At 68.1% G+C, this 15,003-nt stretch carries 10 protein-coding genes and 1 pseudogene; 4 read left to right on the top strand and 7 right to left on the bottom strand.

Annotated elements, in window-relative coordinates; translation table 11 throughout:
• Positions 1–88: 88 nt before the first annotated feature.
• Together OG972_RS02275 and OG972_RS02270 are read right to left on the bottom strand one after the other, a co-directional pair.
• Positions 89–2,806, bottom strand: a complete 2,718-nt coding sequence (locus OG972_RS02275; RefSeq protein ID WP_266978004.1) for a M4 family metallopeptidase — start codon at positions 2,804–2,806, stop codon at positions 89–91.
• 151 nt (positions 2,807–2,957) lie between these two features.
• Entirely contained in the window at positions 2,958–3,980 is a 1,023-nt protein-coding gene (locus OG972_RS02270) for a hypothetical protein (protein ID WP_266978003.1), read from the bottom strand.
• A gap of 755 nt (positions 3,981–4,735) precedes the next feature.
• Here OG972_RS02270 and lpdA point away from each other — a divergent pair.
• Positions 4,736–6,148 (top strand): dihydrolipoyl dehydrogenase, encoded by a 1,413-nt coding sequence (gene lpdA, locus OG972_RS02265; protein WP_266978002.1) that lies wholly within the window; start codon positions 4,736–4,738, stop codon positions 6,146–6,148.
• A gap of 442 nt (positions 6,149–6,590) precedes the next feature.
• On the top strand, positions 6,591–7,502 hold the full coding sequence (locus tag OG972_RS02260) for an aminoglycoside phosphotransferase family protein (RefSeq protein WP_266978001.1): 912 nt from the start codon (positions 6,591–6,593) through the stop codon (positions 7,500–7,502).
• Positions 7,503–7,530: 28 nt separating this feature from the next.
• Here the strand turns inward: OG972_RS02260 and OG972_RS02255 are convergent, their stop codons facing one another.
• Entirely contained in the window at positions 7,531–8,895 is a 1,365-nt protein-coding gene (locus OG972_RS02255; protein WP_266978000.1) for a C4-dicarboxylate ABC transporter, read from the bottom strand.
• A gap of 287 nt (positions 8,896–9,182) precedes the next feature.
• Between OG972_RS02255 and OG972_RS02250 the strand changes: the two are divergent.
• Positions 9,183–9,487 (top strand): annotated as a pseudogene (locus OG972_RS02250) (LysR substrate-binding domain-containing protein); the annotation flags it as partial.
• A gap of 143 nt (positions 9,488–9,630) precedes the next feature.
• Here OG972_RS02250 and OG972_RS02245 read toward each other — a convergent pair.
• Positions 9,631–10,194, bottom strand: coding sequence for an NADPH-dependent FMN reductase (locus OG972_RS02245; RefSeq protein WP_266977999.1), 564 nt, complete (start codon positions 10,192–10,194; stop codon positions 9,631–9,633).
• A 97-nt stretch (positions 10,195–10,291) separates the two neighbouring features.
• On the opposite strand from OG972_RS02245, the gene OG972_RS02240 reads away from it, so the two are divergent.
• Positions 10,292–10,972, top strand: coding sequence for a TetR/AcrR family transcriptional regulator (locus OG972_RS02240; protein WP_266977998.1), 681 nt, complete (start codon positions 10,292–10,294; stop codon positions 10,970–10,972).
• 365 nt (positions 10,973–11,337) lie between these two features.
• Here OG972_RS02240 and OG972_RS02235 read toward each other — a convergent pair whose 3' ends face one another.
• The 3 genes from OG972_RS02235 to ctaD all read right to left on the bottom strand — a co-directional run bounded on the left by OG972_RS02235 (position 11,338) and on the right by ctaD (position 14,739).
• A complete protein-coding gene (locus OG972_RS02235; RefSeq protein WP_266977997.1) occupies positions 11,338–12,279 on the bottom strand; it encodes a TauD/TfdA family dioxygenase in 942 nt (313 codons plus the stop codon).
• A gap of 360 nt (positions 12,280–12,639) precedes the next feature.
• Complete coding sequence (locus OG972_RS02230; protein ID WP_266977996.1) at positions 12,640–13,002, bottom strand: hypothetical protein; 363 nt, start codon at positions 13,000–13,002, stop codon at positions 12,640–12,642.
• Positions 13,003–13,008: 6 nt separating this feature from the next.
• Positions 13,009–14,739 (bottom strand): cytochrome c oxidase subunit I, encoded by a 1,731-nt coding sequence (gene ctaD, locus OG972_RS02225; RefSeq protein WP_266977995.1) that lies wholly within the window; start codon positions 14,737–14,739, stop codon positions 13,009–13,011.
• Positions 14,740–15,003 lie beyond the last annotated feature (264 nt).

Genomic DNA, 15,003 nt, shown 5'->3' with positions numbered 1-15,003 from the left:
GGGTCCCGTGAGGCTGCGGGCCGACACCCGTACGCGAAGAGGCGGTCACCGGAAGATCCGGTGACCGCCTCCGGCGAGTTGACGGATGTTACTCGCAGGTGCCCGCGAACGTCTCGCGCGTCACCACGTCCGTCGCTGCGGCCGTGGTGTCCAGCCAGGCGATCCGCTGTCCGTCACCGAGCGACGGGGCCAGCTGTGAGCCGGAGGAGCAGGAGACGCGGCTGAAGTTGTTCAGACCGGCCAGCACGTCGGAGGTCTTGGCGACCTTCACCTTGGTGGGGCCGTCCCAGGAGCCGAGGGCGCCCCAGATGCTGTACGTCGAGTACGCCAAGTAGTTGTCGTTCACAGAGAACTGGGCGACGTAGAGGCTCGACGGATAGCGCAGGTTCGCCATCTGGTTCACGTCGTTGACCGGCGTCGAGCCCAGCGTGGTGCTCGGGATCAGGAAGCCGTTCGTCACGCGGTAGAAGACGCGGTCCGAGGTGAGCTGGATGTCCGAGATGTAGTTGAACAGGAAGCCGCCGATCCGCTTCTTCTGCGTGGTGCCGGTGGCAATGTCGTAGATGTGGAGGTACGTGCCGTCACCGCCGGCCCACGCGATGGTGCCGTTCTTCATGGCCAGGTGGGAGGCCTGGGTTCCGGCCTCGAGTGTCACGTTGACCGTGGTGCCGTCTGCCTTGCGCAGCATGACGTCCTGCTCGCCGTCCGGCGTGGTGCTGATGTAGGCGAGGGCGCCGTTCTCGGTGACCGGCTCGGTCTCGTCGGCGTCCGGGGTGTCGACCAGCTTCTTGATCTCGCCCTGGCCCTTGTCGCCGGCCTGGTAGATGCCGACGCCATCGGCGGTGATCCGGGTGAAGACGACGCGGTCGCTGTCGAGGGACGGGTCGAGCAGGTAGGCGTCCTGCTGGGCCAGCTCGTGCGCGGAGTCGCCGTTCTGCTTGCTGAACCGGCCAACCGTGATGCCGAAGGCGGCGCCACCCTGGTCCCAGGCGATCGCGTCGCCGTGGCCGATGGCGTAGACGTCGCCGCTGATCTGCGCGGCCTGCTCGTCGACGCCGCTGTACACCTCGTACGCGGGCAGGACGTCGGCGCCGATGGTGGTGCCGTCATGAGTGCCGGCCTTCTGCTCCCATCCCTCCTCGATGCCGTGGTCGTCGAAGGCCCGGCCGATGGTGTCGAGGTCGGCAGCGGAGACCTTCAGGGACTTCGCGGCCAGGGTGACCGCATTGCGCATGTCGGTGTAGCCGGACAGCGGGGTGAGATAGTTCTGGCTCGCCCGGTAAATGATCCGGTCGGCGAGGTCCGCGTCGATGTTCTTGCGGATGTCCCACAGTGCGCCACCGACGATGGTGGAGTTGTGGTGCACACCGCCGTTGTCGATGTCGAGCGTGATGGGCTCGTAGTCCTTCTGCGCGTTGCGGCCGTCGTTGAGGTCGCGCAGCGCACACTCTTCCAGCGGCTTGGTGCCGTTGCAGAGGTACTCGCCGATGAGGCCGGACGTCGGGTCGCTCATCGCGATGCCCTTGTCGGCGGTTTCCATGGCATTGCCGAAGTAGTCGGAGATCGCCTCGTTGAGCGCGCCCGACTGGTTCAGGTAGACGAGGCCGGCGGTGTGCTCGGTGACGCCATGGGTCATCTCGTGGCCGACCACGTCCAGGCCGACGGACAGCGGCACGCCGTTCATGTGGCCGTAGACCATCTTGGAGCCGTCCCAGAAGGCGTTGGCGTAGTCCTTGCCGTTGTTCGCCACGTTGACGACGGAGTAGATCGTGCCGCCCTTGCCGTCGACGCCGTCACGGCCGAGCTTGTCCTTGAGATATTCGTAGACCTTCGAGGCGTTCAGGTGTGCGTCGACGGCGCCGGACGACGTGTTGGTGGCGTCGAACCGGTCGCTCGCGGAGGTCGCCAGGGGAACGTCCTCGGTGACCGGGCCGCCCGCCACGAGCGCGTAGCTCTTGCGCTGGGCGTCGTAGGTGCGTATCTGGCCGCCGGTCCGCGCGTACATGTCCCGGGTGGAGTCGACGAGCGTGTAGGACCCGCCCGTCTCCTTGTTGATGTCCAGCTCCGACTCGGAGCCGTCCACGCGCACGCCCGTGCCCTTGGCCGGCGCGGCGTCCGCGGCGTCGATGTTGTTGTACGAGAGGGCGATGCCGCCGATGTTCGCGTCGACGTACACCTCCTGGCGCACCGGGCTGCCGTCGGCCGCGCCGCCCGTGACGGTGAAGTGCCAGGCCAGCTTGCCGCCTCGGGCGTCCGGCAGGACGATCAAGCCGTGGCCCTCGGTCTTGGCGCCCTTGACCCGCGACAGCTTCGGGTCGAGGGAGAACACCCGCTTCTCGGCGGCGGCCTCGGACACGCTCGGCGTGGTGGAGACCGACAGGTCCGTGTACAGGGTGCCCGTGGCGGAGGTGACGCTCTGGCCGCCGTCGGCCGCCTCGGTCTGCACGGCGTACTCGGCGCCGAAGACCGGCACCCCGTTGTGCTTCTGCTGGAAGCGGACGGACGACTGCTTGCCGTCCTTGCTGGTGCTCAGGGTCTGGAGGTCCGTGACCGGAACCTTGTAGGTGTCCTCGTGGGCCTTCAGGTGCGCCCGTGCGGCTTGGGCCGGAGTGCCCTCACGGACGGTGTCGTCGAGACGCTGAGTCATGGCGGGCGCGACGGGCACCCGGTCGCCGGTCACGGTGGTGGCCGGCGGCGCTTCCTCGTCGGCCCAGGCCGGTGATGTCAGCAGCGTCGAGCCGGTGGCCGCGACGACCACTGCCGCGGCCAGGACACGGCGGAGCCGTCTTTGACGTGTCGGGAACACGTGAACCCTCCCCTATCGCACTGATGGGTGAAATTGCTCAGCTGCGTGAGGTGCGGGAGCCCCACGCGGTCGGTGCCTAGATGTTTGGGCACGGTCGGTGGCGCGTACAAGAGATGTCCCTGGCGTGAACACGCCGCGGCGTAAATACGCCTCAAGTAGCTTTGTTTTCAATCCGGTTCGGAGGGATTTGCGAGTCCGCCCCGTCCAGCCAGCCGCTGCACGCCGCGTGCCACCCGAGCTGGAAACGCGTGGCTGCCCCCACCTCGACCATGAGGGACTGCAGGCGGCGCTGGACGGTACGGTGCCCCATGCCGAGCTGACGGGCGATGGCCGCGTCGGTCAGTCCCACGTACAACAGGGAGACGATCTGGCGGTCCACGGCGTCGAGTTCGGCTCCGTCGGCGTGCCCGGCCCTGGGATCCGTGTCGGAAGGAAGCAGGCGCCAGCCCCTCTCGAAATGCGCTTCGAAGAGCGAACTGAGCGCGGTGAGCAGTCCGGTACCGTGCACGACCAGCGCGACCGGGTCGATGCCTTCGCGACCGGGGGCGAGCGGCAGCAGGGCGATCCGCCGGTCGACGATGATCAGTTTGATGGGCAGCTTGTCGACGACGGAGATGTACTGGCCCTGGGCTGCATAGGTGGCTATGGTCGCCGCTGTTTTGGGACGTTCGAGCCAGTCGCGCTCGATGACCCCCCGGATGGCGATCCCGCGCCGCATCAGCACGTTCTCGATCTCGTCGTGGTTGTCCTCGAAGGTGATCACCGCGTGGTAATCGTGCAGCGGAATCATGCTGCATACCTCGATGGTGGCCTGATCCTGCATCAGCAGGAGCCTGCGCCGGATCGCAGCCGCCCCCGACAGCACCTCGATGGGCGCTCCCGAGGCATGGGCCTGGGCGGAACGGTGACGTTCGGCAAGGGTTGTCAGGAGCGACTCGACGCGGTGCAAGGCCGCCCGCCGGGATTCCAGCAGGGGGCCGAGAGAGAGCGCGGGGGAGGAGGCCCGGTAGCGGAGGACGGCGTCGCCGACGGGTTGGGCGCTGGCGAGACCGCGTTCCACCAGGACATCGAGGGCGCGCGCGACCTCCTCGACACGCCCGGTCGACTCGCCCGCGAGCACGGCGGGTTCACTGTCCGGCCGGTCGACGAGGAGCCGGTACACGGCGTCCTCCATCGGCTCCAGGCCGAGGAACGTGAGCAGGGAGGCCTCTGCCGCATCCGGCGCGACGGGGGCGCCGCCCGACGGGCGAGGGCCGTCGGCGCTCAGTGCTGTCCTTCGACGCAGTGGCGCCGGGAAACACCGGACGCCCGCAACGGACACACGCCGCGACACCGGAGTGCCCCGGTCCCTGTCGCACCTTCGGCCACTGTCCCCGCCCCTTGTCGTCCTACCGCCGTCGCCCGGTGATCACACTATCCGGCTGACTCCGCGCGCGATACGACGCCATTCGGGGCGATGGGCTGCGGGCGGTGGTGCAGGACAGCACCACATGCCGCGGGCCGGCCGTGTCGGTGTACGCAGGAGCTGCCGAGCCAGGGCGATGGTGTGGGCAGGGGCCATCGTGTGCGGCGGCGGACTCGTCGCGATCAGCCATGGGTCAGCACCGAGCCGAAGCCGGAGACGGACAACGGTGACTGTGCCGTGGAAGCTTCGGAAGCCGGCCGAGGGAAGGGCCAAAGAGGTCGGCTCCCGAGAGCGGCGTGCAGGCTGGAGCGCGCCCTGGTGGCTGATGGAGGATGCTGCTGGAGACGGAAAGGGGATCGACGAGGTGACCGACCGAGCGATCGCCCGCCTTGCCTTCCGGGTGATTCCTGCAGCGGAGGGGTGTCGGAAACCACAGCCGCCGAGCCGGGTGCACAGGCTGTTCGACCAGGATGAGTCGGCTTTCAACGGAGGCCGGGCCGATCCCCATCAGAAAGGAAATTTCCATGGATGAGCAGGGTGAGCGCTTCGACGTCGTCGTACTCGGAGCAGGTCCAGGCGGATATGTCGCCGCCATTCGCGCTGCCCAGCTGGGCAAGCGCGTCGCCGTCGTCGAGGCCAAATACTGGGGCGGCGTCTGTCTGAACGTCGGTTGCATCCCCACCAAGGCCTTGCTGCGCAATGCCGAACTGGCGCACATCGTCACGCGCGAGGCCAAGACCTTCGGTATCAAGGTCGAAGGGCAGGTGTCCTTCGACTACGGCGAGGCGTTCCGGCGCAGTCGTCGTGTCGCGGACGGCCGGGTCAAGGGCGTCCACTACCTGATGAAGAAGAACGGGATCACGGAGATCAGCGGCCGTGGCACGTTCGTGGACTCGCACACGCTCGACGTGGCCCAATTCGACGGCTCGACCCGGACAATCAACTTCGACCACTGCATCATCGCTGCCGGAGCGACTCCGAAGCTGCTGCCCGGGACCCGCCGCACCGCTCGCGTGGTGACGTACGAAGAGCAGATCCTTGCCGAGGACCTGCCGCAGTCCATCCTGATCGCGGGCGCCGGCGCCATCGGCGTCGAATTCGCGTATGTCTTGCACAACTACGGCGTGAAGGTCACCGTTGTTGAGTTCCTGGACCGGATGGCGCCGCTGGAGGACGCGGACGTCTCTGCCGAACTGGCGCGGCAGTACAGGAAGTTGGGCATCGGTGTGCTCACCTCCACCCGCGTCGATTCGATCGACGAGTCCGGCCCGCAGGTCCGCGTCACGGTCACCGGCAAGGACGGCGCGCAGCAGGTTCTGGAGGCCGACAAGGTTCTGCAGGCGATCGGCTTCACACCGAACGTCACCGACTACGGTCTGGAGAGCACGGGCGTACGCATCACAGAGCGCGGCGCGATCGATGTCGACGGCCGCTGCCGCACATCCGTTCCGCACATCTACGCGATCGGCGACGTCACCGCGAAGCTGATGCTCGCGCACGCCGCCGAGGCGATGGGTGTGGTGGCGGCCGAGACCATCGCGGGAGCCGAAACCATGGAGCTCGACTACCCGATGATCCCGCGCGCCACCTACTGCCAGCCGCAGATCGCGAGCTTCGGCTGGACCGAGGCGCAGGCACGGGAGAAGGGCTTCGACGTCAAGGTGGCCAAGTTCCCCTTCACCGCGAACGGCAAGGCGCACGGCCTGGGCGACACGACGGGCTTCGTGAAGCTGATCAGCGACGCGAAGTACGGCGAGATCATCGGCGGCCACCTCATCGGCCCGGACGTCACCGAACTGCTGCCGGAGCTCACCTTGGCCCAGCAGTGGGACCTGACGGTCCATGAGGTGGCTCGCAACGTCCACGCACACCCGACACTTGGTGAGGCGGTCAAGGAGGCCGTACACGGACTCGCCGGGCACATGATCAACATGTGAGAACGGTGCGCCACACGTTGCCCCCGGACTCCGCCTGCCCCGGCCCGGATACCGGGCCCGGATACCGGGGCTGCTCAGGGCCGGGACGAGGCAATTCGACGGTGACGACGACGGGTGCCGACACGAACGTGCGCGCGCCGTCGAGCGCAGCACCGCCGACTGCGGTCCCCGGACCTGCCTCGGGTCCGACAACGGCCGATACGAGCTCGGCAACCGTCAGCGAGCGCGGCGGCCGCGCCGCGAGTCGGAGTAGTACCGGAGATCGTCGCGCCCGTCATTCGGAGCCGACCGACCGGCGGATTGGTCCATCACCCGTTCAGGTGGAGATCGCAGAGGTGAGGCGAAGGGGTGGGCATGGCTCAGCGCCCGGCGATGCGCATCGCGAGGGCGAAATCAGTTGACGGTTGGAGTACCCGGGCGATTTCTTTGACGGATGGTCAAGATGCATGCTGATGAGACGGACAGCGACGCAGACCTCGTCAGGAGGCTGGTCAGTGGGCGGTTTCCGCAGTGGGCGGATCTGCCGGTCGAGCGGCTCGCCTCCGGGGGTACCGTCAATGCGGTGTACCGGCTCGGTGACGCACTGTCCGTCCGGCTTCCCCTCAGGGAGGGAGGCGTCGAGGATCTGGAGCGGGAGCAACGGTGGCTGCCCACGCTCGCGCCCGCTCTGCCCGTCACTGTCCCGACCGTGGTCGCAACGGGAGAACCCGCCGAGGGATATCCGTGGGCCTGGTCGGTACACCGGTGGATCGAAGGTGAGAACCCGGTCGAGGACCACCTCGCCGAGCCCGAGCTCCTGGCATGCGATCTGGCCGAGTTCATCAGGGCCATGCGAAACACCCACGTCGAAGGCGGTCCCAGCGCCTACCGCGGGGCTCCTCTGGCGACCGTCGATGCCGCGACACGCGCCGCGATCGAGGAGCTGCGCCGCTCCGACGAACTCTTCGACGCCGACGCTGCCGTGGCCGCCTGGCAGGACGCGCTCGCCGCGCCGTCTTGGAGCGCAGCACCCCGGTGGGCGCATTCCGACCTCATGCCGAGCAACCTGCTCGTCGCGCGAGGCAGGCTCACCGCGGTAATTGATTTCGCCACTGTCGGGGTGGGTGACCCCGCCTGCGATCTGATCCCCGCGTGGAACCTGCTGCCGTCCTCGGCCAGGGACGTGTTCCGGGACGCCGTGGACGTCGACGACGCGACGTGGATGCGCGGCCGCGGCTGGGCCCTGTCGATGGCCGTCATCCAACTCCCGTACTACCGCAATACAAACCCGATCATTTCCGCCAACGCCCGCCACGTCATTCGTGAGGTCCTCGCTTCCGAGTGCCCTGACCGTCAAGGGCCGGCCAACCATTGACCGGGCAGTGCGCACGCACTCGGGCTCATCACGCACGTCGGGCGAGGGGCCCTGACATGTGGTCTCTCACGGGTCCCCCCCCCATCTGACCGCGCCACGACGTCCGCATCGGGGCGTACGAACTGCGGCCGGGTCGTCCCGACCATCCGAGTCCCATGAGCGGACTGTGAGGACCGCCCTCGGCGGTGAGTGTGCTGCCGACGACGTCGCCCGCCGGGTCGAGGAGGGTGACGCGGGCCTCGGAGATCGGGCGGCCGTCGGTGGTGGTGCGGACGGTGCCACTGAGCACGGTTGTCATGCCGAGCCGCAGGTCCGGATCGACGGGCCGGCGGCGCACGTGCTTGGCGGCGTGGTGTAGCGAGTGGCTGGCCACCATCACCCAGGCGATGACGAGCAGCGCATACAGCACGACGGCCGTCCAGATGAACAGCTCCGAGCCGGTCCGCGCCGCGAGGGTGGCGGTGGCAGTCACGCAGGCGCCGACCGGGAAGATGAAAGACCACCAAGTGGGCGCGAAGGGCAGCCCGGCCCGGATCGTCCGTGCGGTCAGCCCTGTGGCGAGAGCCAACCACAGCATGGCGAAGCCCCACAGCGCAACTCCGCCCAGGAGCGCGAAGACCGCGGTGCCCCGTGCGTAGGGCGCAGGCAGCGCGCTCGGCGCCACCGCGGCCAGCGCGCCGAGCACCGTCACCGACTGGCCCAACGCCCCCAGGCCGATCCACACCGTGGGCACCACCGCTCCGGTGGGTGCGTCGTGGTGCACCAGGCGGCCGTATATCAAGGCCAGCCCCAGCAGCGCCGCGACGAGGCCGAGCCCGAGCATCGCGTAGCAGCCCAGGAGCAGGGCGAGCCGCAGCTGCCCGGCCGGTGTGTGGGGGACAAGCAGCGCGCCCGTCGCGGCGGAGACCATCGGCGGCACCACCGGCATCAGCCAGCCGCCGAACGCCGCGTCCGGTGCGAAGCGGTGCCGGGTGACCATCAGATAAGGCACCGTGCAGGCTGTGGCAAGACCGAGCGCGGTACCGAGCGACCAGAGCACCCAGTCCACCTTCAGCGCTGCCTCAATCCCGATCACCTGTCGGCCGAGCAGCAGCGCCCCGGCGCCCACCGTGAGCAGCGCCATCGGCGGCGCGCCGAAGAACTGGGCCATCACCGGATCAGCGGCATGCAACCGCAAGGCACGCTGTCGGAGGTAACCAACAGCCGGCAGGATCAGAAGGAGCGCGGCGCCCAGCCAGACCACCGTGGTGGCAGTCCGCAGCCCGTGGAAGTTCCGCGGCAGGGTGATCGCCGCGTTGGCGACGATGCCAGTGCCCATCACCGCCGCGAACCAGGTGGGGCCGAGTAGCGGACGCGTCCGGTTTGCCGTAGGCGACACAGGACGGGTGGCCAAGGAGAAAATCATGAGCCAAACCCTATGTTGGGGTTTGGGTGGAACTGTCGGTCATGTCCTGACGTGAGGGGCTCATGGCACATATCGAGCAACCGCCATGGTGTGCCGACTCCGGAGGGCCGACCCAGTCGGTCGCGCCCGCCGCGCTGCGCGCGCAGTGGCGGATGCCCCGGAGCTGTGGGCCGGGCCATGGAGACCATCCCGGTCATGCAGTAGTGCGCGTCGAGGTCATCCACGACGAGTGTGCGCAGGCCGGGGCGGGGCCCCGTCGTCCGTGTACATGCGCAGACCTGGCCGACGCGGCCCACGAGGACTGGCTCCATCCCGTGCCCGAGAGCCCGTGCCGTCCGATCCTGCTCTCCGTGTGCGGCGCCGCCGGCTTCACGCCCGACGGGTCCACCACTCCCTGGAACGTCCCGGCCCACTTCGTCGCCCACTGCCTCGGCGTCGCCCGGGCCCCCTTCCGGCCCAGCTGACCCCACACCTGCCCGTTACCCGCGTGCCCTGCGCTCGCAACCCGCGCCGCAAGCTGCTGACCTGCACCCGGGCCAGTGGCGAACGCCGCCCGGCGGTCGCGGCGGCGCTGGAGTAGCTGTGCGGGCTGTCGCGGGCGGCCGTGGCCTCTGGAGAGTGGGTTCTGGTGGGTAGACGTGCGACGCGGAGCAGGTGGACCTACGACACGCAAAGGGGCCCGAGCTGTGGCAGCTCGGGCCCCTTCGGGGTGCGCGGTAGGGATCAGGCGGCCACGGCCTCGCTCGCGTGGCCGCGCAGCCGGGCGACGACCTCGGTCAGCTGCGCGGCGACCTCGGCGTCGTCGACGGGGTGCGTCTCGGCGAAACGGGTCACCGAGCCCGGGATGGAGAGCTTGGCGTCCTCGATCACCTTGCCGCCGGCGATGCCCACGGCCTTGCGGGCCTCGTCCTGCGCCCACACGCCGCCGTACTGGCCGAAGGCGGTGCCGACCACGGCGACGGGCTTGCCGCCGAAGGCGCCGGCGCCGTACGGGCGGGAAAGCCAGTCGATGGCGTTCTTCAGGACGGCCGGGATGGTGCCGTTGTACTCGGGGGAGAAGAGCAGGAACGCGTCGGCGTTCTGCGCGGCCTCGCGCAGCTTGGCCGCGGTGGCCGGGACGCTGCCCTCGATGTCGGTGTCCTCGTTGTAGAAGGGGATGTCAGCGAGCCCCTCGAACAGCTCGACCTCGGCGCCCTGGGGAGCGAGCTTGACGGCCGCCTCGGCGAGCTGGCGGTTGTGCGAACCGGCGCGGAGGCTGCCGACGAGCGCAAGGATACGAACAGACATAGGAACTCCAAGGTCTGAAACATCACTGTCAGGATCCGGACCGAGGTCCGTTTAGATTCCTACCAGACTAACCGGACCGTGGTCCAGTTCCTTCCCGATGCTTTACGCTGTCTTCATGTCCAGCGCCCTGCCGCCCTTCCCGAAGCACCAGGAGCCCGTAGACCAGCCGCAGTTGCTCGAAGTCGGCTCCGGTGCGGACGAACCGTGCCTGCGCGCCGACGCCGCGCGCAACCGCGCCCGGCTGTTGGAGGCAGCCGGCCGGCTGGTCGCGGAACACGGTGCGTCCGGGGTCACGATGGAAGCGGTGGCCGAGGCGGCATCTGTGGGCAAGGGGACAGTCTTCCGCCGCTTCGGCGACCGCACCGGCCTGCTGATGGCGCTGCTGGACCACTCCGCGAAGAAACTGCAGGCCGATTTCCTCGGCGGGCCGCCGCCGCTTGGCCCTGGGGCGCCGCCCGTCGAGCGGCTGCGGGCGTTCGGCGTGGCGGCCCTGCGCCGGTCGGCCGAGCAATTGGACCTACAACTGGCAGCGCAACCGGAAGCGGCCCGTCGGCTCGCTCATCCCTCGCTTCGGGCGCTCGTCACGCACGTCACGATTCTGCTGCGGCAGATCGTGCCGGATGCCGACTGTGACCTGCTCGCCCAGGCGCTGATGGGATATCTCGACCCCGCCTTGATCCACCATCTGACGAAGCAGTGCGGGATGCCCCTGGAGCGGCTGGAAGCCGGCTGGATCGACCTGGTCTCCCGCGCCACCCGTACCGAGCCGTCCCACTGAGTCCTCCGCTCAGAGCCTGTCGGGTGACCTCTGATCGGGCGGCCGCGCCCTGGCACGCACGCTTCCCGCGTTGCCGAAATGTCCTCGTAGCTTCTTCCCCGAGCTCTCAGCTTCGTTCGAGCAGGGGAGACCCCATCCGAGGACATCCCGCCGCCTTGGAATCGCACGCACCAGACCGCGTCCGCTATCCGATCGAAGGTCACCCGACAGGCTCTCAGCGGGTGGGCGGCGGAACTCAGTCGTGGCGGGTGGCGGTCGGTCGGGTGGAAGGACGTGTTTCCTCGTAGACCGGAGGCGCCGAGTTCACCCGAGTCGGGAAGGTCCTTGCGGACGGTGTTCATGCCGGAACTTCTGCCCGCGCTCCTTCAGGACGGCGCCTGCCGGTTCTGATCGGTGCTCAGCCAAAGTCGGATGAGGTCGCGGCGGCGCTCCGGCTCGGGGTGGTCCACGTACTCGGTGCGGCTGTGCAGGGTGACGTGGTTGTTCAGGAACTGCATGTCGCCCGGGCGCAGGTCCATGGTGAGCATGAAGCGGCGATCGCTGTTGAGGCGGTCGAGCAGCTCCATCGCCTCCCGTTGCGCAGGGCTGAACGGCGGCACGTGGGCGCCGCGCAGCGCCGAACGCATGTAGTCGGGGCCGTAGGACGTGGACAGCCGACCTGCACTGTCCGTGGTGTAGACGGGGCGCTGATAGAAGCTGTCGGGCCCGTCCCCGGAGCGTCGGTCGCGCCACCAGGGCCGGTACAGCACCTCTGCCAGGTCGGGGCGGGTGCGCACGACCTCGTTGTGCACCGCGACCGAGCTGACGATGCAGCTGAGCCCGCCGGACTTCGCCGGCCGGATGCACAGCAGCGCGACGATGTCGTTCGGGTCGGCGTGGTAGCCGAGCCGCCCGCTGTGCTGGTAGCTGTAACTCGTCGAGCCCGACGGGTCGACGCCCAGGTCTCGCACATGTTGCAGGTACTTCTCCGGAGCCTGCGGGACAGTGCGGCCGACGTGTCGGCCCAGTCCCAGCGCGAGGATCTCGCATTGCTGCTCGCTCAGATCGGCAACGGGTGCGTCCTGCAGCAGCACGAAGCCGCGGCCGTTCATCAATTCGTCGACGAGACTGTCGAGGATGGGGCCGAGCGTCGGCAACGGAAAGTCCTCGCGTGAGAAGTCGGCGAGCCCCAGGCCCGCCGACTCCACGGCGCCGACCGCAGCGCGCAGTTCGGCCTGATGGGCGGCGCTGAACTTGATCCGCCATTCGCCGCTGTCGGCGACCTCGGCGCCGCGCCAGTCACCCGATCCGCGCACTTCTGTGATCACCGACAAACCGCCTCCGATCTCGAACCGGGTGCCCCTGCGGGCACTCTCCTCGACTCGTGCTTCCCTGTCGGCAACGACCGTGAGCGGCCTGGGGTGCCCTGACGTCGGCACCGAGGACGGAGTCTGCCCAGGCGTACTCGAACTTCCCGCACAGCTCCGGTGTCCGGCCGTCCTCGGACGCCAGAACCGGATCAGGCTCCTCGGCGAGCTGCGCCCGGACAGCAGCGGGGAGCGCTTGGTCGTCGGTGTCGAGTGCCAGGACGGCATGACCTGGGCAATTCTTTGGGAGCCGGGGGCCACGTACGTCCAACCGTTTGGCTGAACGGGCGCCCCGGTCCCGCGCCCGAGCAGGAACGGACGTCAGCTGGCGACGAGCAGGGCAATGCCGAAGACGCAGGTCACCACGCCGATGCAGGCTGTGACGGCCAACAGACAGCGCGTTCTGAGAAACCGGTAGCGGGTGGCGTACTCGATGACGAGTTCGGCCGACCGAGCGGAGACCCGGGCGTCGTTCGCCCGCGAAGCGGCAGTCCAGTCGGCAGCGAAAGCACGTTCGATGTCGGCCCGCTGGGCAGCCGTCAGCCAGGGAAGCCGCTCAGCGAACCGGATGGCCCGGCGGCGCGCCTCCTCGCCCTCCGCGCTCGACAGAAGGTAGTCGTCGAGCCCGGCGAGCGGGCCGTCGTCCTCCATGCCAGCCCCGATGAACACGCTGTCCTCCGGCACGTGTCCTCACTCCTGTTCATCCCCCGGCGCCGCCGCCGCTGACGCGGCCGGACGTCTGTCGATCTCCTCGATGGAGCTGATCTCCGGGTGATGGAGGTCGAATGCCGGGGATTCGGAGCAGATCCGTGGCAGGGTGAGGAAGTTGTGCCGCGGGGGCGGGCATGAGGTCGCCCACTCCAGCGAACGGCCGTAGCCCCACGGGTCGTCGACCTCGACCGGCTTGCCGTACTTGGCGGTCTTCCACACGTTGTAGAGGAACGGCAGCATCGACAGTCCGAGGAGGAACGAGGAGATCGTCGAGATCGTGTTCAGCGCGGTGAAGCCGTCGGCGGCGAGATAGTCCGCGTAACGACGCGGCATGCCCTCCGCGCCGAGCCAGTGCTGCACCAGGAACGTGCCGTGGAAGCCCACGAACAGCGTCCAGAACGTGATCTTGCCGAGCCGCTCGTCCAGCATCTTGCCGGTGAACTTCGGCCACCAGAAATGGAATCCGGCGAACATCGCGAAGACCACGGTGCCGAACACCACGTAGTGGAAATGCGCGACGACGAAGTACGAGTCCGAGACATGGAAGTCCAGCGGCGGCGAGGCCAGGATGACGCCGGTCAGACCACCGAAGAGGAACGTCACCAGAAAACCGATGGACCAGAGCATCGGAGTCTCGAAGGACATCGAAGCGCCCCACATCGTGCCGATCCAGTTGAAGAACTTCACCCCGGTCGGCACGGCGATCAGGAATGTCATGAAGGAAAAGAACGGCAACAGCACACCGCCGGTGACGTACATGTGGTGCGCCCACACGGTAATCGACAGGCCCGCGATGGCGATCGTCGCGGAGATCAGACCGACATATCCGAAAATCGGTTTGCGGCTGAAGACGGGAATGATTTCGGAAACGATTCCGAAGAACGGCAACGCGATGATGTACACCTCCGGATGGCCGAAGAACCAGAAGAGGTGTTGCCAGAGCAGCGCGCCGCCATTGGCCGCGTCGAACACATGCGCACCGAACTTGCGGTCCGCCTCCAGCGCGAAGAGCGCGGCGGCGAGCACCGGGAAGGCCAGCAGGACCAGCACACCGGTCAGCAGAACGTTCCACACGAAGATCGGCATCCGGAACATCGTCATGCCGGGTGCGCGCATGCAGATGATCGTGGTGATGAAGTTGACCGAACCGAGGATCGTGCCGAAGCCGGAGAAGGCCAGACCCATGATCCACAGGTCGCCGCCGATGCCCGGCGAACGGACGGCGTCCGAGAGCGGGGAGTAGGCGAACCAGCCGAAGTCGGCCGCACCCTGGGGGGTGAGGAAGCCGCTGACGGCGATGATCGAGCCGAAGAGGTACAGCCAGTACGCGAACATGTTCAGCCGCGGGAACGCCACGTCGGGCGCGCCGATCTGCAGCGGCATGATCCAGTTCGCGAACCCGGCGAACAGCGGCGTCGCGAACATCAGCAGCATGATCGTGCCGTGCATCGTGAACGCCTGGTTGAACTGCTCGTTCGACATGATCTGCGTGCCGGGGCGGGCCAGCTCGGCGCGCATGAAGAGCGCCAGCACACCGCCGATGACGAAGAACGCGAACGACGTGACCAGGTACATCGTGCCGATCGTCTTGTGATCGGTGGTAGTCGCCCATTTCACGACGATGCTGCCCGGCCGCTTTTGCTTTGCCGGCAGTTCGTCCTCGTATGAATCGTCGGATTCAGCGGGTCCGACGGTGACCCTGTTCGCCACTTCAACGCTCCTTCGGCCGACGGCATACCGGCCACGCGGGCACTGTAGGCGAGAGGGTCCCGGCTGACGAAGTGAGCTGCTGGGCATTCGGCCGATCGGAGTAGAGATCGGGGCCGCATCCGGGTGATTGCGCTTTCATATGCCCAGGCCGGAGCGAACAGAAGAGAAGTTGTTTTCCTGTTCAGGAAGTGCCCCGCCAAAGCCGTCCCTACCCGCGCCGTCCGCCCCCGCGAGCTGTTCGTCGGTGTGTCCGGCCGAGTGCCG

The organism is Streptomyces sp. NBC_01669, from assembly GCF_026339735.1.
Lineage (GTDB): Bacteria > Actinomycetota > Actinomycetes > Streptomycetales > Streptomycetaceae > Streptomyces > Streptomyces yanii.
The sequence above is the reverse complement of the archived record's forward strand: the minus strand, read 5'-3'. Positions and strand labels throughout refer to the sequence as shown.